The following is a 17989-nucleotide window of genomic DNA, read 5'->3' as shown; positions in this document are numbered from 1 at the left end:
GGTTGAAATGCGTGGTGCCTTGCGCGCCCGGGGTAAGGGCGCGCAAGGCGTCAACGGCGGCAGCGGTGAGGGGAGCGGGCATGAGGGTTCCTGTGATGCGCGTTCAGTTCAGGCCGAGGTCAGCGAGATGACCGCTTCGACTTCCACGGCAACGCCGGCGGGCAGCGAGGCCACGCCCACGGCGCTGCGCGCATGGCGGCCCGCATCGCCGAAGACCTGCACCATCAGGTCCGATGCGCCGTTGGCGATGGCGCTCTGGCGGTTGAAGTCCGGCGTGCAGGCCACGAACACGCCCAGCCGCACCACGCGGGCCACCCGGTCCAGCCGGTCACCCGTGGCGGCAGCGATCTGCGACAGGATGCCGAGCGCCGACAGCCGCGCCGCCCGCACGCCGTCTTCGTCCGGAATATTGTCGCCCAGGCGGCCCAGGTACGCGGCCTGGCCATTCTCGCGGGAGATCTGGCCGGAGATAAAGAGCAGGTTGCCGTCCTGCACGAACGGTACGTAGTTGGCGGCGGGCGCGGCCGCGGCTTCCAGGGTCAGGCCGAGTTCGGCTACGCGGGCGGAGAGGGAGAGGGTCATGTCGGTTGCGCGGGAAAGAGATTGAGAAGGCCCATCCTATCGGCTTGGCGGCCGGGAAACCAATCAATTCTTGCCCCGCACGCATGAGCAAAACTAATACGTTCCGTTACGTGGCGTCACATGGCGTCACGTGGCATCACGTTCCTTCCAGCAAATCCTCAGCGGCTACCGTCAACAGCCAGGCACGGAATGCCGATGCGGCCTCGCCCAGCGTCCCGCGCGGCGCGACCAGCCACCAGCCGATGCCGGGATCATCCAGTACCGCGTCGGGCAGGGCCTGCACCAGCGCGCCGCTGGCCAGTTGCTGGGCGATCAGGCGGTGGCGGCCCATGGCGATGCCCTGGCCGGCTAGCGCCGCTTCCACCACGATGTTGTAGTCATGCAGGTGCACAGTCTGCGCCTGGCCCAGGTCCAGGCCAAAGCGGCGTGACCACGCATCCCACTCGAACGGCTGCCGGGCATGCGACGACAAGAACGGAAAGCGCAGCAGGTCCTGCGGCTTGGCGGGCCGATCCGGCCCGGCGATCAGGCCCGGCACGCAGACCACCGACAGGCGCTCCGGCATGAGTTGCTGCGCTTGCACGCCTGGCCAGGCGCCGCGCCCGTAGCGGATCGCCACGTCCACCTCGCCGCCGGCCACGTCGGCCAGGGCGATATCGGGCCGCAACTGCAGGTCGATGCCGGGATGCGCCAGGGAGAACGCCTGCAAGCGCGGCGCCAGCCAGCGCGTGCCAAAGGACGCCAGCAGCCCCACGGTCAGCGTCGTACGCGCGCTGGCGGGCGAGCGTACCTGCTCGGTGCCCTCGCGCAGCAGCTCGAACGCCGCATGCACCTTGGCGTAATAGGCCTGGCCCGCCGGGGTCAGCGCAACCGCGCGGGCACGCCGCTCGAACAGGGCCACGCCCAGGTCGCTCTCCAGCCGCTGGATATGGTGGCTGACGGCGCTTTGTGACACAAAAAGCTCTTGCCCCGCCAGGCTGAAGCTCAGGCGCCTTGCGGCGGCTTCGAACGCGCGCAGGGTCACGAGGGGCGGCAGGGATCGCATGGAACGCAGGGAGCGCATGAGGCTGGGTGGGTCGAAGGCTTGGGCGAGCGACATGCTACGCCTTGTTGTGAGGGCTTGCTGGTCCGGCCATGCCTCGAAACGAGGCCGACATGCACCATATGTATCGCAATGTTGGTGCGTGATGCGTCTGTTACTTCATTTTTGCCGTGAAAAATACATATGTTTCATGGTTATCCATGATGGAACAATTGTTGCTCCATGAATAGTATTCCAATGCGATGGCCCATCGCATGTCTGCTAAACAAGGAGCGATAAATGAAAGCCGTGAAAGCCACCTGCCTCGGATTTGCCATGCTGGGAGCGGTGCTTGGCGTGGGGGCGGCCCAGGCCTCGGATGTGGCTGCCAGCCCAACGCTGGCCCGGATCAAGGAGTCGGGAACGATCACGATCGGGCATCGCACCACCTCGATCCCGTTCTCCTACTACGACAGCAACCAGAAGGTGATCGGCTACTCGCAGGACATCTGCGACAAGGTGGTGGCCGAGGTCAGGAAGCAGACCGGGCTGGCCAAGCTTGACGTCCGCATGGTGCCGGTCACGTCGCAGAACCGCATCTCCCTGGTCCAGAACGGCACGGTCGACCTGGAGTGCGGGGTCACCACCAACCTGAAAGCGCGCCAGCAGCAGGTGTCGTTCTCCACTACCTTCTTTGTTGCCGGCACCCGCCTGCTGGTCAAGACGGGCGGCCCGGTCCACGACTTCCCGGATCTCAGCGGCAAGGCCGTGGTCACCAATGCGGGCACCACGTCCGAGCGGATCCTGCGCAAGCTCAACGACGAGAAGAAGGCCAACATCACCATCCAGAGCGCCAAGGACTACGGCGAGTCGTTCCTGATCCTGCAATCGGGCCGCGTCGCCGCCTTCATGATGGACGACGTGCTGCTGTCGGGCGCGAAAACGCTGGCGCCGAACCCGGCGCAATGGGAAGTGGTTGGCACGCCCCAATCGTTCGAGGCCTACGGCTTCATGATGCGCAAGGACGATCCCGAGTTCAAGAAGCTGGTCGATGGGGTGATCACCGGCCTGATGAAGAGCGGCGAGATCAAGGGCCTGTACGACAAATGGTTCAGCAAGCCGGTGCCGCCAAAGAACATCAATTTCGAGTTTCCGATGAGCGCTGCGGTCAAGAAGGCTTACGACCAGCCGAACGACGAAGCGTTTGAGTAATCCCGTACCAGGAGGAGACCAGCATGACCGTTGTAAAGAACGCCGCCGCCCTGGATGTTGCGGCAGAGGCGCCCGTCGCGGGGAGCGGGCTGGACGCCGCCGCCTTCGCCAAGGTGACCAGGCGCATCGTGCCGTTCATCGTCCTTTGCTATTTCTTCAGCTACCTGGATCGGGTGAATGTTGGCTTTGCCAAGCTGCAGATGCAGCAGGCGCTGGGGCTGAGCGACGTGGTGTACGGCATCGGTGCCGGCATCTTCTTCTGGGGCTATATGCTCTGCCAGGTACCCAGCAGCCTGCTGATCTACCGGCTGGGCATGCGCAAGAGCATGGCCGCCATCATGATCGTGTGGGGTTTGGTTTCCGCCGCGACCATGCTGGTGACCACGCCAACGGAGTTCTACTTCGCACGTTTCATGCTGGGCGTGACGGAGGCCGGCTTCTTCCCTGCCGCGGTCATGTATCTGAACAAATGGTATCCGGCGGGCCGGCAGTCGAAGATCATGTCGATCCTCTTCCTGGCGATGCCGCTGGGGATGGTACTGGGCGGGCCGATTTCTGGCGCGTTGATGTCCGGCACGCACGATCTGCATGGCCTGCAGGGCTGGCAGTGGATGTTCGTGATCGAAGCGTTGCCGGCGATCGTGCTGGGCCTGCTCGTGCTCAAGATGCTGCCGGAGTCGCCGCAGACCGCGCCGTGGCTGACCAAGGCGGAAGCCGCGGCGATCACAGCCACGCTATCGACCGAGAACGCCCGCAAGAACACGAGCTTCGTGGCCGCGCTCAAGTCCCCGGTGCTGTGGATGCTGATGGGCATCTGCCTGCTGTTCAATATCGGCAACTACGGCCTGGTGTTCTGGCTCCCGACCATCATCCAGTCCACGGGCATGCAGTCGCCCCTCGAGATTGCCCTGCTGACGGCAATCCCGTACAGCGTCGCCTGCGTGGTGATGAACCGCAACGCGGCGCATGCAGAGCGCGTGGGAGAGCGGCGCCTGCATGCCGCCGTCCCGCTCTTTATCGCGGCGGCCGCCATGTGGGCCAGCACGCTGTTTGCGCACAATACCGTCATGGCCATGGTGTTCCTGACCATCGGCATCTCCGGCCTGATGGCGACGCTGGCAATGTTCTGGGGCCTGCCGGGCCGCGTGCTGGCAGGCACGGCCGCCGCCGGCGGCATCGCCATGATCAACAGCGCTGCCAGCCTCGCCGGCTTGATCGGCCCCGTGCTCATGGGCGGCATCAAGCAGTCCACCGGCAGCATCTCGCTGGGCGTGCTGGCACTGGCCGCCATGATGCTGATTGCCGCGGCGCTGATCCTCGCCATTCCGCGCAAGCTCATGTCCGACCGGCCGGTGTGAGATGGCGATGCAACGCATGACGCAGGCGGAACTGCTTGCCGCCGTCGAGGTGGCCATCGGCAAGGTCCGGCCGCCGGTTTGCGCGCAGGATACCGAGGCCGTGGTGGCGCTGGTGCAGGGCATGGAGGGCATGGCGCAGGGGCTTGCCATCGCCATGGCATGCGGGCAGGAGCGCGGTAGGGGGGAGAGCGGCAATGGCGGCTGATTTGCATTGCGCCGCTGGCATCGCGGCGCAGCTCCGGAGCGGCAGCCTTACCGCGCAAGACGTGGTTCGGGCTAGCCTTGCCAGGGCGGCACAGGTCGAGGCGCTGAACTGCGTCTCCCGGCTGCTGGTGGAGGAGGCCACTGCCGGCGCTGGCGCCTGTGGCGCGGCGCGCTTTGGCGGCGAGGCCCCGCGCCCTCTGGCCGGTGTGCCCTTCGTCATCAAGAACCTGCTGGACGTGCAAGGCCACGCGACGCTTGCCGGCGCCCATGCGCGGGCGAGCGAGCCGCCCGCCACCAGCAGCGCCGCCGTGGTGCAAGCGTTGATGGCAGCCGGCGCGATCCCGGTGGCGCTGACACAGATGGACGAGTATGCCTGCGGCGCTACCGGCGAGAGCGTGATCGGCGGGCCGGTGCGCAATCCGCTGGATCCAGCCAGGATCGCGGGCGGATCGTCGGCGGGCACCGCCGCGGCGATTGCAGCCGGTGTCGCACCGGTCGGCATCGGGTCCGATACCAACGGATCCATTCGCGCGCCGGCGTCGTTCTGCGGCATCTGGGGCCTGCGGCCGACCACGGGTCGCATTTCGACGCAAGGGTGCTTCCCTTATGCCGAGAGCCTGGACGCGGTTGGTCCGATGGCCTCGGATGCTACCGGGCTGGCACTGGCGTACCGCGCAATGCTGGGGGCCGTACCCGCCACCGGCGAGCCGATGCCGGCAGCCGGCGCTTCGATGGCCGCCCTGCGCGTGGGGATTCTGCAAGCCGGCTTTGGCGATTTTGCGCAAGACGAGGCCCAGGATGCCGTGCTGCGTGTTGCTTCTGCGTTTGGATCTGCGCGCATGATCGATCTGCCCGAAGCCGATCTGGCCCGCGACGCCGCATCGATCATTTCCGCGTTTGAAGTGGGGCGCAATCATTTTCAACGCGGATTTGCCGAGCGCCATCCTGGCTATAGCGCCTTTGTACGCCAGCGCATGCTGGCCGGCCTGGCCATTCCCGAGAGCTGGTACCGGACGGCCAAGGCCTACCAGGCCGTGTGGCGCGCAAAGCTGGAGGCACTGTTCGACGAGGTTGACCTGCTGCTGGCGTGCACCACGCCTTATGCAGCCCCCCTGATCGGGATGGAGCAGATCGCCGGCAGCAAGCGAACCTACGCCCCGCGCGCGGATGCCGGCCACCTGACCCGTCCGGTTTCGCTGGCCGGGCTGCCCGTGGTGGCCGCGCCTTGCGCCGTGGCCGGCATGCCCTTGGGCGTACAGCTGATCGCGCCTGCCTGGCAGGAAGAGAGGTGCCTCGACGCGGCGCTGTTCCTGGAAGCCCAAGGGTTATGCCGCAATGCGCAGGCCGGCAGCTACCCGCGCAGCTAGTGTCCCGTTCCGTTGTTAACGGATCTCAGCGGAACAGGACAGCCCGCTGACGCGGGCCACAAGCAATACACATCGCACACTTCCCCCAACCTACAATTCCTGCTCCAAGCTCAACAGACTTTGCGAACGAGTCAGCTGAACGGGATACTAGCCGGATCCGCATGTCCGCACGGCTAGCTCCGCTTGGCCGGAACATAGGCGCCCGTCTGGTGCAACTGGCCTTCGGCGAGTTCGAGCGCCTTGATCGCGCCCTTGCCCTTCTTGGCGAGCAACTGCTCGACCAGGGCTTCCGCCACCGCCACGCCGGCCGTGATGGACGGAAAGAACGAAGGGCTGTCGATAGAGAACAGCAGCGTGCAATCGGCATGCAAGGCAATTGGCGCGACGGTGCTGTCGGTCAGAGCGACCACGCGGCAGCCGGCCTCGCGCGCGGCATCGGCCACGCGGATGCTCTCCTGGGAGTAGGGCGCAAAGCTCACCACCACCACGGCGTCCTTGGCCGTCAGGGCGCGCAGCTCCATCTCGAGCGTGCCCGCATCGCCACGGATCAGGTGCACCGTTGGGCGAAACAGCCGATACACGTAGTGCAGCGTGAACGCAATGGGATAGCACGAGCGAAAGCCCGCTACATACACATTGGGCGCGGCGCTGAGCAGGTCGGCAGCCTGCGGCATCGACTCGGCATTGTTAGCGCCAGTCAGGTCGAGGTTGCGGTGCTGGGCGTCGAGCATTTCCGTAAGCATCCGGCTCGACCCGCTCTCGCGCACCAGCTTCTTGGCACGCTTGGCATAGGGCTGCGGGCCGCCGCGGATCGACTCGACAAACAGCTCGCGCAGGCCCTGCCAGCCCTCGAAGCCAAGGAACTGCGCCAGGCGCACCAGGGTGGCTGGCTGGACACCCGCATTCGCGGCAATCTTGCGCATGGAAAGGATGGGAATCTCCTGCGGATGATCGAGCAGGTAGCGCGCCCCGCCCTGGAACTGCGTACTGAGCGTGGCGAAGTTCTCCCGGAGATGAACCAGCAATGCATCCAGGCTCTGCGGCGGCATGGAGACTTCGATAGGCATGGGCGGTGTCCTGGTTGGCGGATGTAACGATTGTTGCACAACTGGTCACCCGACGCACGGGACGTGACCCCGGCGTGGTTCGGCGCTGGATGAATCGAGCGAATCTCTTTAGTTTACAAGGAAACATATGTTGCATAACCGGGAGCGCTTTCTTATACTTCACCGGTGCCGGCAGCTTGTGCGAGCACCCCACGCCAGAGGACAAGCTTTGAAAAACTCCACGGTTGCCTTCACGCTCAGGGCCACAGCGTTTCTATGCTGCGCCGCGGCCCCGCTCGCATCGGCCTGGTCCGCCGATGCCTATCCCTCCAAGCCGATCCGGCTGGTGGTGCCGTCCGCGGCGGGTGGCAGCCCCGATGTGCTGATGCGGGCGCTGACCGCCGAGGTAGGCAAGACGCTCGGCCAGGCGTTCGTGATCGACAACAAGCCGGGGGCGTCCGGCATCATCGGCATCTCCGAGATCGAGCGCGCCGCGCCGGATGGCTACACGCTGGGGTACGCCAACAACGTCACGCTGGCGATCAACAAGAGCACCTTCAAGACACTCAGCTACCGCCCGGACAATTTCGTGCCGGTGGTGCTGCTGTTCAAGGTGCCCAACGTCATCGCCGTCAACAACGACCTGCCGGTCAAGACCTTTGCCGAACTGCTCCGCTACGTCAATGCGCATCCCGGCAAGGTGACGTTCGCCTCGCCCGGGCAGGGCACGTCGGGCCACCTCACCGGCCAGTTGCTGGCCGACCGAGCCAGGCTCAACTGGATGCACGTTGGCTACAAGGGTAGCCCGCAGGCCGCCACCGATGTGATGGGCGGGCAGGTCAACGTGCTGATCGACAACATGCCCACGATCCTGCCGCTGATCAAGGCGGGCAAGCTCAGGGCGCTGGCGGTGACCAGCCTGAATCGCTCCCCCATGCTGCCGGAGCTGCCCACCATCGCCGAATCCGGTGTGCCGGGTTTCGAAGGCGTGGCGTGGGGCGGGCTGGTGGCGCCAGGCGGCACGTCCGCGCAAAGCGTTGCGCGGCTTAACGCCGCGTTCAATCAATCACTGGCCGATCCCGCCTTGAAGGCGAAATTCGCGGCCCTTGGCGCGGAACCTATCGGCGGCGCGCCGCAGGCGCTGTCCGGCTTTGCGGCCCGGGAAACCGTGAAGTGGGCGGAGGTGGTCAAGCAAGCGGGAATCGAGCCACAGTAAGCAGGGGGAGATAAGTCATGTCGGAATTGCCCATTGAGGCCGCCAGCACTGCAGATCTGCTGTTCCGGCGCGCGACCCTGGTCGACGGCACGGGCGCGCCGCGGCGCATCGCGGATGTCGCCGTCGCAGGCGACCGGGTCGTTGCCGTCGGCGACCTGGCCGGCATGCAGGCCAGGGTAGTGATCGACGCGGCGGGCCGGGTGCTGGCGCCGGGCTTCATCGATGCCCACACGCACGACGACGGCTACCTGCTGGTGCATCCGGAGATGGAGCCCAAGGTCTCGCAGGGCATCACCACGGTGGTGACAGGCAACTGCGGCATCAGCGTGGCGCCGCTGGTCACCAGCGATCCGCCGCAGCCCCTGGACCTGATGGGGCCGGCGGCACTGTTCCGGTTTGCCGAGTTTGCCGATTGGCTTGATGCCATGCGCGCCAAGCCGGCCAACGTGAATGTGGTGCCATTGCTCGGCCATTCCACGCTCCGCGTCAAGGCCATGCCGGACGTGAGCCGCGCGGCCAATGCCGAGGAAGTGGCCGTCATGCGCATGGAGGTGGAAAAAGCCATGAAGGCAGGCGCCTTCGGCGTTTCCACTGGCACCTTCTATCCGCCGGCCGCCGCGGCCACGGAAGAGGAGATCATCCAGGTCTGCGAGCCGCTGCGGGCATTCGGGGGCATCTACTCCACCCACCTGCGCGACGAGACCGACGATATCGTGCCATCGATGGAAGAGGCGCTCAGGATTGGTGGGGCGCTGGATTGCCGCATCGTCTTCTCGCATCACAAGGTGGCAGGCAAACGCAATCACGGCCGCTCCGTGGAAACCCTGGCCATCCTGGACAAAGCGTCCAAGCTGCAGCCACTGTGCCTGGACTGCCATCCCTATCTCGCCACCTCGACCATGCTCCGGCTGGATCGCGTACGCCAATCCTCGCGCACCATGATCACCTGGTCCAAAGGCTATCCGGATGCGGGCGGCCGGGATTTCCAGGAACTCATGCAGACGCTGGGGCTGGACGAGCATGGCCTGCTGGATAGGCTGAAGCCTGCCGCCGCCATCTACTTCATCATGGATGAAGCGGACGTCGAGCGCATTGCCAGCTTCCTCCTGACCATTTTTGGCTCGGATGGATTGCCGTTCGACCCGCGTCCCCATCCGCGCCAGTGGGGCACCTTCCCGCGTATCCTCGCGCGGATGGTGCGCGAGACCGGCCTGATGACACTCGAGCAGGCCGTGCGCAAGATGTCCGGGCTTGCCGCCGAGCAATACGGGCTCACGGACCGCGGGCTGGTCCGGGCCGGCCAGTTCGCCGACCTGGTCCTGTTCGACGCAGACCGCGTGCAGGACAACGCCACCTTCGAGGATCCGATTCGCCTCAGCGAAGGCATCGACGGCGTCTGGGTCAACGGCCAGCGCGTGTGGGAAGCAACACACGTCATTCCCGCATTCCCCGGCCAGGTTCTCATGCACCGCCCGCGCCCCTGATTCGACTTTACGCTTCAACACCAAACATCATGACCCACGTATTCCACCGCAATCCCCGCCAGACTCTCGCCGTGGCAGTCGCCGGCAAGGGCATCGAGCTGATCGACAGCAACGGCAAGCACTATATCGACGCTTCAGGCGGGGCCGCGGTGTCCTGCCTGGGCCACGGGCATCCCCGCGTGATCGAGGCCATCAAGCAGCAGGTGGACTCGCTCGCCTATGCGCATACGTCGTTCTTCACCACCGAAGTGTCGGAAGAACTGGCCCGGACCCTGGTGCAGGCCGCACCCGGCGACCTCAATCATGTCTACTTTGTCTCGGGCGGCTCCGAGGCGGTGGAGGCCGCGTTGAAGCTGGCGCGGCAATACTTCGTGGAGATCGGGCAGACGGAGCGCCGCCACTTCATCGCGCGCCGCCAGAGCTATCACGGCAACACGCTGGGCGCGCTGGCCATCGGTGGCAATGCATGGCGCCGCGAGCCATTCCTGCCCCTGCTGGTGCCGGCGCACCATGTGGCGCCGTGCTACGCGTATCGCGACCAGGGAGCGGGCGAGACCGACCAGCAGTACGCGCAGCGCCTTGCCGACGAGCTTGAAGCCAAGATCCTCGAACTCGGCCCGCAGAGCGTCGCCGCGTTTGTGGCGGAGACCGTCGTGGGCGCCACCGCCGGCGCGGTACCGCCGGTGGCGGACTATCTCAAGCGCATTCGCGCCGTCTGCGACAAGTACGGCGTGCTGCTGATCCTCGACGAGATCATGTCTGGCATGGGCCGCACCGGCTACCTGTTCGCGTGTGAGGAAGATGGGGTGGTGCCCGACATCGTGACCATCGCCAAGGGCCTGGCCGCGGGCTATCAGCCGATCGGCGCGATGATCTCGAGCAGCCGTATCTATGACGCGGTGGTCAACGGCAGCGGCTTCTTCCAGCATGGGCATACGTATATCGGCCATGCCACCGCTTGCGCGGCGGCCCTGGCCGTGCAGCGCACCATCGCCGAGGACCGTCTGCTGGACAACGTGCTGGCACGCGGCGAGCAGCTGCGCGCCCGGCTGCGCGAAACGCTGGGCGACCACCCCAGCGTTGGCGACATCCGCGGCCGCGGCCTCTTTGTCGGCGTGGAGTTCGTGGCCGACCGCGAGACCAAGGCGACGCTGGACCCGGCCCTGAAAATGCATGCCCGGCTCAAGTCCACCGCCATGCAGAATGGGCTGCTGATCTATCCGATGGGCGGCACCGTGGACGGCGTGCGGGGCGACCACGTGCTCTTTGCGCCGCCGTTCATCTGCTCGGCGCAGGATATCGACCGCATCGTCGAGCGCTTTGCCGAGTCGGTCCAAGGTGTGATGCCGGCGACCCACAGCGCGGTCGCCTGAGCCGGGACGCCAATCGCAAAACGGGGGAGGGCATCAGGACGGCAGGTCTGCGGCGTGGGCGCGATCGGGAAAACCCCGGTGGGATTCGCATTCAGCAGCATGTCATGTTCTGCTCCTGATTTCGCTTATTTTTTCTCGCCGACCGAATAGGGCGGCATCTGGTAGCTCCACGTCTCGCTCAGTGTCTTGTCGCCCGACACCAGCGCCGCGCGCATTTCCACCACTTGCTTCGGATCCTTGACCTTGATCCGCATGTTCAGCCGCCAGCCCTTGATGACGGGGTTGGGCTCGACCATTCTTTCGATGATCTCGGCATTGTTGCTCACGCTGACCTGCGCGCCGACCTGCGTGCCGGCGGGGAGGTTCGCCAGCACGGGGCCTTCGAAATCGACCACGATGCCGGTGCTGCCATCGAGACGGCGGATCAGGTTGGCTTGCGTGATTTCTCCCGCCGAGCGCAGCGTCTGCTTGACCCACGCCAGATCCTTGTCCATCAGGGCGCGCTCGTTCCGAGTCCAGTGCATGGTGTAATCCGCCTTCAGGGGCTGGCCCTTGGGCGGCAACTGGTCCGGCGTCCAGAAGGCGACGATGTTGTCGTTGGTTTCGTCCGGCGTGGGGATCTCCACCAACTCGACCTTGCCCTTGCCCCAGTCGCCCTGGGGCTCGATCCAGGCGCTCGGGCGCAGGTCATAGCGGTCCTTCAGGTCTTCATAGGCTGAGAAGTTACGCTCGCGCTGGAGCAGCCCGAAACCCTTGGGATTGGTGACCTGGAAGGTGCTGATGGCCAGGTTGCGCGGGTTGTTCAGCGGCCGCCACAGCCATTCGCCACTTCCCGTATGGATGGCGAGCCCGTCGGAGTCATGTAGGGCAGGGCGGAAGTTGTATTGGTCGCGCTGCTGGTTGGGCCCGAACAGGAACATGCTGGTCAGCGGCGCCACGCCGAGCTTGGTGACGGGCCCGCGCAGGTAGATGCGCGCCTGCACCTTGAGGACCGCGTCCTCGCCGGGGTAGAGGTCGAAGCGGTAGGCGCCCGTGGCGCGCTGGGAGTCGAGCAGGGCGTAGAACACCAGATGCTTGTCCTGCGGATCGGGCCGCACGATCCAGAACTCGCGGAAGGCCGGGAACTCCTCGGCGACGGGCAGCCCGGTATCGATGGCCAGGCCGCGGCTGGACAGGCCATAGACCTGGTTCTTGCCGATGACCCGGAAATAGCTGGCACCCAGCACGCTCATGATCTCGTCGAGCTTGTCGGCGCGGTTGATGGGGTAGAGCACCCGGAAGCCGGCATAGCCGAGCTTGGCGGTGGCGGACTTGTCGAGCTTCAGGTCGCCGAAGTCGAACCGCGCGGGGTCGTACTTGATCTCATGGGCCGCGCCGCCGACGATCTCGTTGATGCGCACCGGGCTGCCGAACTGCATGCCCTGGTGGTAGAAGCCCAGGCGAAACGGCGTGCCCTGGTCCTTCCATTCCAGGTTGTCGCGCTGGGGCTGGATCTTGATGTAGTCGGCGAACTGCATCTGGCTGAACAGGGGAGGCAGGTTGCTGACCGGTGCGGCATAGGGCTTGTCTGCCAGGGCCTTGGCGCGGGGTGCCACGTCGTCAAGGGAGAACGCGCTGGCCTGGGAGCCAGCCAGCAGTGCTCCCGCGGCCATCAGCGTTGGCAAGGCGATTTGCATCTTGTTACGAAACGATGCGGCGATGACGGCAAGAACCACGAATCTCTCCAGAAAAACAGGTTACGCAAGGCTGCCACGGCACACGCGGCGGCAGCCGATAGTGTAGTGGCGGTAAACTGCGGGCGCAGTGCAGAAAGATAAACGATAGCGTATTTCGCTTTGCGTGCCTGTCAGGCAGGAAACGCGCACCATCGCGGGGCAGCTACCTTGTCGCGCCACCTGGATAACCATCAGATGAGAATGCTTTCTTTGCTGGCCCTGTCGGCCAGCCTGGTTTGTTCGCCGGTTCTTGCCGGCACCGCGCCGGCTGCCGCCGGCGACAAGAATGCCTTCGTCGCCGATCTCATAGGACGGATGACGCTGGAGGAAAAGATCGGGCAGCTGCGCCTCATCAGCATCGGCGAGGACATGCCCCAGCCCCAGTTGCTCAAGGAGATCGCGGCAGGCCGGGTGGGCGGCACATTCAACTCGGTGACGCGCAAGGACAACCGGCCGATGCAGCAAGCGGCGGTGGAGCGCAGCCGCCTGAAGATCCCCATCTTCTTTGCCTACGACGTGGTGCACGGCCACCGCACCATCTTCCCGATCAGCCTGGGTCTGGCATCCAGCTGGGACATGGAAACCGTGGCGCAGAGCGCGCGCATCTCGGCCATCGAAGCCAGCGCGGACGGCCTGGACATGACCTTCGCGCCGATGGTCGACATCTCGCGCGATCCGCGCTGGGGGCGCACGTCGGAAGGATTCGGCGAGGATCCCTACCTGGTCTCGCTGTGCGCCCGGGCCAGCGTCAAGGGCTTTCAGGGTACGTCCCTGGCCAATGCCGACAGCGTCATGGCCGTGGTCAAGCACTTCGCGCTATACGGCGCGGTGGAAGGCGGGCGCGACTACAACACGGTCGACATGAGCCCGATCCGCATGTACCAGGACTACCTGCCCCCGTACCGGGCCGGCATCGATGCCGGCGCCGGCGGCGTCATGATCGCGCTGAACTCGATCAACGGCGTGCCGGCCACATCCAACACATGGCTGCTGCGGGACCTGCTGCGCAAGACCTGGGGCTTCAAGGGCATCACGGTGAGCGACCACGGGGCCATCGACGAGCTGACCAAGCATGGCGTGGCCAAGGATGCGCGCGAGTCCGCCAAGCTCGCCATCCTGGCCGGCGTCGACATGAGCATGCACGACGCCGCCTACCGGGATCACCTGCCCGAACTGGTGAAGTCCGGCGAAGTGCCCATGGGCGTCATCGACGACGCGGTGCGCGAGATTCTGGGCGCCAAGTATGACCTGGGACTGTTCCAGGACCCCTACAAGCGCATCGGCGCGGCTGGGCAGGACCCGGCGGACGTCGACGCGCAGAGCCGCCTGCACCGGGAGCCCGCACGTGCCGCCGCGCGCCAGTCGCTGGTGCTGCTCGAGAACCGCGAGCGCACGCTGCCGCTGAAGAAGGCCGGCACCGTCGCAGTCGTCGGGCCGCTGGCCGATGCGCCCATCGACACCATGGGGAGCTGGTCCGCGGCCGGTAAATCCGCTCAGACGGTGACGTTGCTCCAAGGCATGCGCGACGCGCTCGGCGACAAGGGCCGCGTGGTCTATGCCCGCGGCGGGAACGTGACCGACGACGCCGGCGTGGTCGGCTACCTGAACTTCATGAACTGGGACAAGCCCGAGATTGTCCAGGACAAGCGCGCCCCCGGCGACATGATTGCCGAAGCCGTAGCGGCGGCGCGCAGCGCCGACGTGATCGTGGTGGCCGTGGGCGAGTCGCGCGGCATGTCGCACGAAGCCTCGAGCCGTACCACACTGTCGCTGCCGGGCAACCAGGAGACGCTGCTCAAGGCGCTCAAGACCACCGGCAAGCCGATGGTGGTGGTGCTGATGAACGGCCGCCCGCTCACCATCAACTGGGTGAAGGACAACGCCGACGCCGTGCTCGAGACCTGGTACGCCGGCACCGAAGGCGGCCATGCCATTGCCGACGTGCTGTTCGGCGACTACAACCCCTCGGGCAAGCTGCCCATTTCCTTCCCGCGCTCGCTCGGGCAGATCCCCACCTACTACAACCAGCTGCGCATCGGGCGCCCGTTCGTGCCGGGCCAGCCGCCAAACTACACCTCGCAATACTTCGAGGAAACGTCCGGCCCGCTGTACCCGTTCGGCTATGGACTGAGCTATACGGACTTCAGCGTGTCCGGCATCACGTTGTCGAGCCCTACCATGCCGCGCAATGGCCGCATCGAGGCCAGCGTGACGGTCAGGAACACGGGCCAGCGCGACGGCGAAACCGTGGTCCAGCTCTATCTCCAGGACGTCGCCGCCTCCGTGGTGCGGCCGGTGAAGGAGCTCAAGGACTTCCACAAGCTCATGCTCAAGGCCGGCGAGGAGCGCGTGGTGCGTTTTGCCCTCGATGAGGACAAGCTGAAGTTCTTCAACGCCAAGCTCGAATACGCCGCCGAGCCGGGGGAATTCAAGGTCCAGATCGGGCTGGATTCGCAAGCGGTGCGGGAGCAGGGCTTCGTGCTGCAGTAGGGGGAGGGCTTGGGAAGGTGCGTTGCCTGCGCGCGAGGCTTCGGCCAGCCGGCCCTGAATAGGGGTTTATGCCAGCTTTTCGCCGGCGCTGCGTTGCGGTCTACTGGAAGCGAGTTGAGACGTGGCTGGCGTGTGGACAGATGCTGCCGTGCTTTCCACTAACGTCCAGCCGTGGATTCCTACTTCAGGAGACAACACCATGGTGACCAAGCAGGACGACGCATTCGTTTTGAAAAACCTTCTCGCGCTGGCGGCAGTGGAAGCGCTAGGCGGCGCGATTGCGCTAGGGTTCGCCTTCAACCTCCTGACCTGACTGGAATATAGCCAGGGACCATCCATCATTGGATAAGCCTTAAATCAGCACTAAACAGCATTAAAGCTTCCCGGCACTGGCCTGGCTCTGGCCAGTGCCGGGGAACTTTGCCAGACTCTGCCTTGATTGCCGGCGCCGTCGACTCAGTTCAGGCTTCCGGGATTCTGCGCCGCGGCGCGCTGCTTGGCCTTGGCCGCCCAATAGGCGCCAATCTGCTTCTGCGTGATCTCGCCCTTCTTCCTGGTGTCGATCGCGTCGAAGTTCTTGTAGACCTCGGGCATGCCCGCCTGCGCCTCCTCTTTCGTCAGCTTGCCGTCGTGGTTGGTATCGGCGGCGGCGAACTTCTCCGCGAATTTTGCCTTGGCTTCCTTTGCATTCATCGGCTGCTGTTGCGCGCCGACGCTGCCGGCAGCGAAAAATGCGAGCAGCGCCAAGCTGGCTGTTGATACTAGCCGCTGAATCATTAGAGTCTCCTTAAGCATTTCGATGGTGAGGCCAGATGGTTTGGCGGTAGTCCGCGATCGGTTGGCTTTTGCAGGAACCGGGGCAGTTTTCCCATTAACCCATTAAGGGTGGCGAGCCGGGCAATCCCTGCCGCCCTTTAAAACACGCCGGGAATGATGCGATATCGCACATTGGCCTGATAGGTGCGGTAGGCCGGGTCTTGGCCCAGCAATTGTTCTTCCCTGAATATCCGGCCTGTTTGCAACGCATAAAGGCCGCCGTAGACCAGTGCATTGCGCCAGCCGAAGTTGGCCAGCAGGAAGCCAAGGTCGGTCACCAGGTAGCTGAGATAGATGGGGTGGCGCACGAGCCGGTACGCGCCGCGCGACACCACGCCGCGATTGGCGGGCAGGATGCCGAAGGAGCCGCGCAGCGAGAGCTTGGCGAACAACTGGAACAAGATGCCGGCGACTTCCAGCGTGGCCCCGACTGTCTCGGGGACAAGGCGAACGCCGGGATCGAGCTCGATCCCGAGATAGTAGAAGCTGCCGCCAATCGACATCACGAAGCTCAAGGGGCGCATGTCGCGCTTCTCGGGGATGCGCGAGAACAGTGACAGGCCTACGGTCAGCAGCGTGGCAACCACGAGCAGCAGCAAGGTGATGCGCTCGGGCGCCAGGCGCCACTGCGCGTACGCGCTATAGGCGAACACGCTCAGCAACAGGACGACGCAGAGGCGCATGGATACCTCCGTCACCATCTCACGCACTTGCGGCCGGATCAATCCGGTAGTGAATCCACCAGCGTTGCGCGCATTGACCCCGGTGGCGCTACGCGACCCTGCGTCGCTATCGTCATGCATTCCCCGATACCTCTCTCATTTTTATAAGGCAACGCTGCATTTCCCGGGCGGGACAAGTTCATGCCGCGCCGGATGGGCTCAGCGTGCCAATCATGCGCAGAGATTACGCCGGGATGCGGGTGCAACCCATATCCCCCTGACGAGGGGGCAACCTTGCGTTTCGCGTGTCAGGCAACCGCTGGGCGCGGCACCAGCGTGACCCAGTAGCAATGCTGATGTCGAATTCATGCGGACGATAATCATTTCTATTTGCGTTGCATTCGTCCCAGCACCTGGGGCGCAAGGCAGCATGGGGATGCGCGCGTGCCTATGCCTCGTCGCCCGACGCCGCCTCGCTGATGTACTCCGCAAGGCGGCTTGCCACCGGCTGCCGGCTATGGCGCGGGCGCTCCACCAGCCCGATTTCCCGGTGGAAGGTGTCGTCGCCGAGCGGCAGGGCAATCACGCCGTCTGGCCATGTGCCCTGCGCCGCCGTCTGCGGAATCAGAGCCACGCCAAGGCCACGCGCCACCAACTGCACGATGCCCTGCAACTCATCCAGCTCGATGGCGTCCTGCACCGCCAGGCGCGACTGGCGCAGGAACTGGTCGACCAGCCGGCCACCGAATGAGCCGCGGTCGTAGCGGATAAAGGGCGCGGATTCCAGCGCGTCGCTCCACGCCTGACCTGCCATGGCGGCTGGCACGAGCAGCACGAACGGCTCCATCACCAGCGTGCGCCACTCCAGTTCGGATGGCAGTGCAAAGGGCGGCCGGATCATCACCGCGATATCGATCTCTCCCGCATCCACCTGTCCCAGCAGGTTCAGCGACACGCCTGGCACCACGCGGATGCGGCAGCCGGGCAGCGCTGCGCGGAAGGCGGCCATGGCCTCGACCAGGAACGACACCTGGGCCGAGGCGATCGATCCCACCCGCACCATGCCGCTGCGCTCGGCGCTGCCGCCATGCTCGCCGATGCGTGCGTACAGCGTCATCAGCTCCTCCGCCAGCGCCAGGGTTTCCCGGCCCGAGGCGTTCAGGCGCGCGGAACGGCCGGTACGGTCGAACAGGGCGAAGCCGAACTCCTGCTCCAGCCGGTGGATCTGCGCGCTGACCGCCGACTGGGTCAGCCCGATGCGGGCGCCCGCGCTGGCAAAGGTGCCGTGCCGGGCCACGGCGATAAAGGTCTTGAGCTCGCGCAGCATGTTCGATTCATCAATTTCCATGTAGCTAAGGTCAAAAATATATCGCTTTTTTTAATTTATCGCCATGCCTAGACTTTCACTCATTGGTTCACCGGCCGGCGCGTTGCCGGCGGCAG

Annotated in this window: 15 protein-coding genes; 8 read left to right on the top strand and 7 right to left on the bottom strand. The window is 65.3% G+C overall.

Annotated features, from left to right (window positions below; translation table 11 throughout):
* Window positions 1–108: 108 nt before the first annotated feature.
* Both ACYP5B_RS19765 and ACYP5B_RS19760 read right to left on the bottom strand, forming a co-directional pair.
* Complete coding sequence (locus tag ACYP5B_RS19765; RefSeq protein ID WP_400092279.1) at window positions 109–582, bottom strand: RidA family protein; 474 nt, start codon at window positions 580–582, stop codon at window positions 109–111.
* A gap of 136 nt (window positions 583–718) precedes the next feature.
* Complete coding sequence (locus tag ACYP5B_RS19760) at window positions 719–1636, bottom strand: LysR substrate-binding domain-containing protein (protein ID WP_459570883.1); 918 nt, start codon at window positions 1634–1636, stop codon at window positions 719–721.
* A 267-nt stretch (window positions 1637–1903) separates the two neighbouring features.
* On the opposite strand from ACYP5B_RS19760, the gene ACYP5B_RS19755 reads away from it, so the two are divergent.
* The 4 genes from ACYP5B_RS19755 to ACYP5B_RS19740 are packed head-to-tail and all read left to right on the top strand — an operon-like array spanning window position 1904 to window position 5744.
* Entirely contained in the window at window positions 1904–2815 is a 912-nt protein-coding gene (locus tag ACYP5B_RS19755) for a glutamate/aspartate ABC transporter substrate-binding protein (protein ID WP_318237561.1), read from the top strand.
* A gap of 23 nt (window positions 2816–2838) precedes the next feature.
* A complete protein-coding gene (locus ACYP5B_RS19750) occupies window positions 2839–4173 on the top strand; it encodes an MFS transporter (RefSeq protein ID WP_459570852.1) in 1335 nt (444 codons plus the stop codon).
* A 7-nt stretch (window positions 4174–4180) separates the two neighbouring features.
* A complete protein-coding gene (locus ACYP5B_RS19745) occupies window positions 4181–4378 on the top strand; it encodes a hypothetical protein (protein WP_400092271.1) in 198 nt (65 codons plus the stop codon).
* Entirely contained in the window at window positions 4368–5744 is a 1377-nt protein-coding gene (locus ACYP5B_RS19740; protein WP_459570851.1) for an amidase family protein, read from the top strand. Before ACYP5B_RS19745 ends, ACYP5B_RS19740 begins: the two co-directional genes overlap by 11 nt.
* A 173-nt stretch (window positions 5745–5917) precedes the next feature.
* On the opposite strand, the gene ACYP5B_RS19735 is transcribed toward ACYP5B_RS19740, so the two are convergent.
* Window positions 5918–6811 carry a MurR/RpiR family transcriptional regulator gene (locus ACYP5B_RS19735; RefSeq protein ID WP_400092267.1) on the bottom strand — a complete coding sequence of 298 codons (894 nt, stop codon included), beginning with the start codon at window positions 6809–6811 and terminating at the stop codon, window positions 5918–5920.
* A gap of 208 nt (window positions 6812–7019) precedes the next feature.
* On the opposite strand from ACYP5B_RS19735, the gene ACYP5B_RS19730 reads away from it, so the two are divergent.
* From ACYP5B_RS19730 to ACYP5B_RS19720, 3 genes are read left to right on the top strand one after another with little or no spacing between them, the layout of a single operon-like run.
* Complete coding sequence (locus tag ACYP5B_RS19730) at window positions 7020–8006, top strand: Bug family tripartite tricarboxylate transporter substrate binding protein (protein WP_459570850.1); 987 nt, start codon at window positions 7020–7022, stop codon at window positions 8004–8006.
* 17 nt (window positions 8007–8023) lie between these two features.
* Window positions 8024–9490 carry an N-acyl-D-amino-acid deacylase family protein gene (locus tag ACYP5B_RS19725; RefSeq protein WP_459570849.1) on the top strand — a complete coding sequence of 489 codons (1467 nt, stop codon included), beginning with the start codon at window positions 8024–8026 and terminating at the stop codon, window positions 9488–9490.
* A gap of 29 nt (window positions 9491–9519) precedes the next feature.
* Window positions 9520–10863, top strand: a complete 1344-nt coding sequence (locus ACYP5B_RS19720; protein ID WP_459570848.1) for an aspartate aminotransferase family protein — start codon at window positions 9520–9522, stop codon at window positions 10861–10863.
* 125 nt (window positions 10864–10988) lie between these two features.
* Here the strand turns inward: ACYP5B_RS19720 and ACYP5B_RS19715 are convergent, their stop codons facing one another.
* Window positions 10989–12539: a glucan biosynthesis protein G gene (locus tag ACYP5B_RS19715; RefSeq protein ID WP_318235640.1), complete on the bottom strand. Its 1551-nt coding sequence runs from the start codon at window positions 12537–12539 to the stop codon at window positions 10989–10991.
* A gap of 240 nt (window positions 12540–12779) precedes the next feature.
* On the opposite strand from ACYP5B_RS19715, the gene bglX reads away from it, so the two are divergent.
* Complete coding sequence (gene bglX, locus ACYP5B_RS19710) at window positions 12780–15068, top strand: beta-glucosidase BglX (protein WP_459570882.1); 2289 nt, start codon at window positions 12780–12782, stop codon at window positions 15066–15068.
* A 456-nt stretch (window positions 15069–15524) separates the two neighbouring features.
* On the opposite strand, the gene ACYP5B_RS19705 is transcribed toward bglX, so the two are convergent.
* From ACYP5B_RS19705 to ACYP5B_RS19695, 3 genes are all read right to left on the bottom strand, one after another.
* Window positions 15525–15845 carry a calcium-binding protein gene (locus tag ACYP5B_RS19705; RefSeq protein WP_400092401.1) on the bottom strand — a complete coding sequence of 107 codons (321 nt, stop codon included), beginning with the start codon at window positions 15843–15845 and terminating at the stop codon, window positions 15525–15527.
* Window positions 15846–15982: 137 nt separating this feature from the next.
* A complete protein-coding gene (locus ACYP5B_RS19700; RefSeq protein WP_459570847.1) occupies window positions 15983–16687 on the bottom strand; it encodes a methyltransferase family protein in 705 nt (234 codons plus the stop codon).
* Window positions 16688–16994: 307 nt separating this feature from the next.
* A complete protein-coding gene (locus ACYP5B_RS19695; RefSeq protein WP_459570881.1) occupies window positions 16995–17873 on the bottom strand; it encodes a LysR family transcriptional regulator in 879 nt (292 codons plus the stop codon).
* Window positions 17874–17989: the final 116 nt, after the last annotated feature.

The organism is Cupriavidus sp. 8B, from assembly GCF_054589115.1.
The sequence above is the reverse complement of the archived record's forward strand: the minus strand, read 5'-3'. Positions and strand labels throughout refer to the sequence as shown.

Coding starts and splice junctions, on each gene's coding strand:
- ACYP5B_RS19720 (WP_459570848.1), top strand. CDS start 9,520: ATGACCCACGTATTCCACCGCAATCCCCGCCAGACTCTCGCCGTGGCA.
- ACYP5B_RS19700 (WP_459570847.1), bottom strand. CDS start 16,687: ATGCATGACGATAGCGACGCAGGGTCGCGTAGCGCCACCGGGGTCAAT.
- ACYP5B_RS19725 (WP_459570849.1), top strand. CDS start 8,024: ATGTCGGAATTGCCCATTGAGGCCGCCAGCACTGCAGATCTGCTGTTC.
- ACYP5B_RS19765 (WP_400092279.1), bottom strand. CDS start 582: ATGACCCTCTCCCTCTCCGCCCGCGTAGCCGAACTCGGCCTGACCCTG.
- ACYP5B_RS19740 (WP_459570851.1), top strand. CDS start 4,368: ATGGCGGCTGATTTGCATTGCGCCGCTGGCATCGCGGCGCAGCTCCGG.
- ACYP5B_RS19755 (WP_318237561.1), top strand. CDS start 1,904: ATGAAAGCCGTGAAAGCCACCTGCCTCGGATTTGCCATGCTGGGAGCG.
- ACYP5B_RS19695 (WP_459570881.1), bottom strand. CDS start 17,873: ATGCTGCGCGAGCTCAAGACCTTTATCGCCGTGGCCCGGCACGGCACC.
- ACYP5B_RS19750 (WP_459570852.1), top strand. CDS start 2,839: ATGACCGTTGTAAAGAACGCCGCCGCCCTGGATGTTGCGGCAGAGGCG.
- bglX (WP_459570882.1), top strand. CDS start 12,780: ATGCTTTCTTTGCTGGCCCTGTCGGCCAGCCTGGTTTGTTCGCCGGTT.
- ACYP5B_RS19745 (WP_400092271.1), top strand. CDS start 4,181: ATGCAACGCATGACGCAGGCGGAACTGCTTGCCGCCGTCGAGGTGGCC.
- ACYP5B_RS19705 (WP_400092401.1), bottom strand. CDS start 15,845: ATGATTCAGCGGCTAGTATCAACAGCCAGCTTGGCGCTGCTCGCATTT.
- ACYP5B_RS19715 (WP_318235640.1), bottom strand. CDS start 12,539: ATGCAAATCGCCTTGCCAACGCTGATGGCCGCGGGAGCACTGCTGGCT.
- ACYP5B_RS19735 (WP_400092267.1), bottom strand. CDS start 6,811: ATGCCTATCGAAGTCTCCATGCCGCCGCAGAGCCTGGATGCATTGCTG.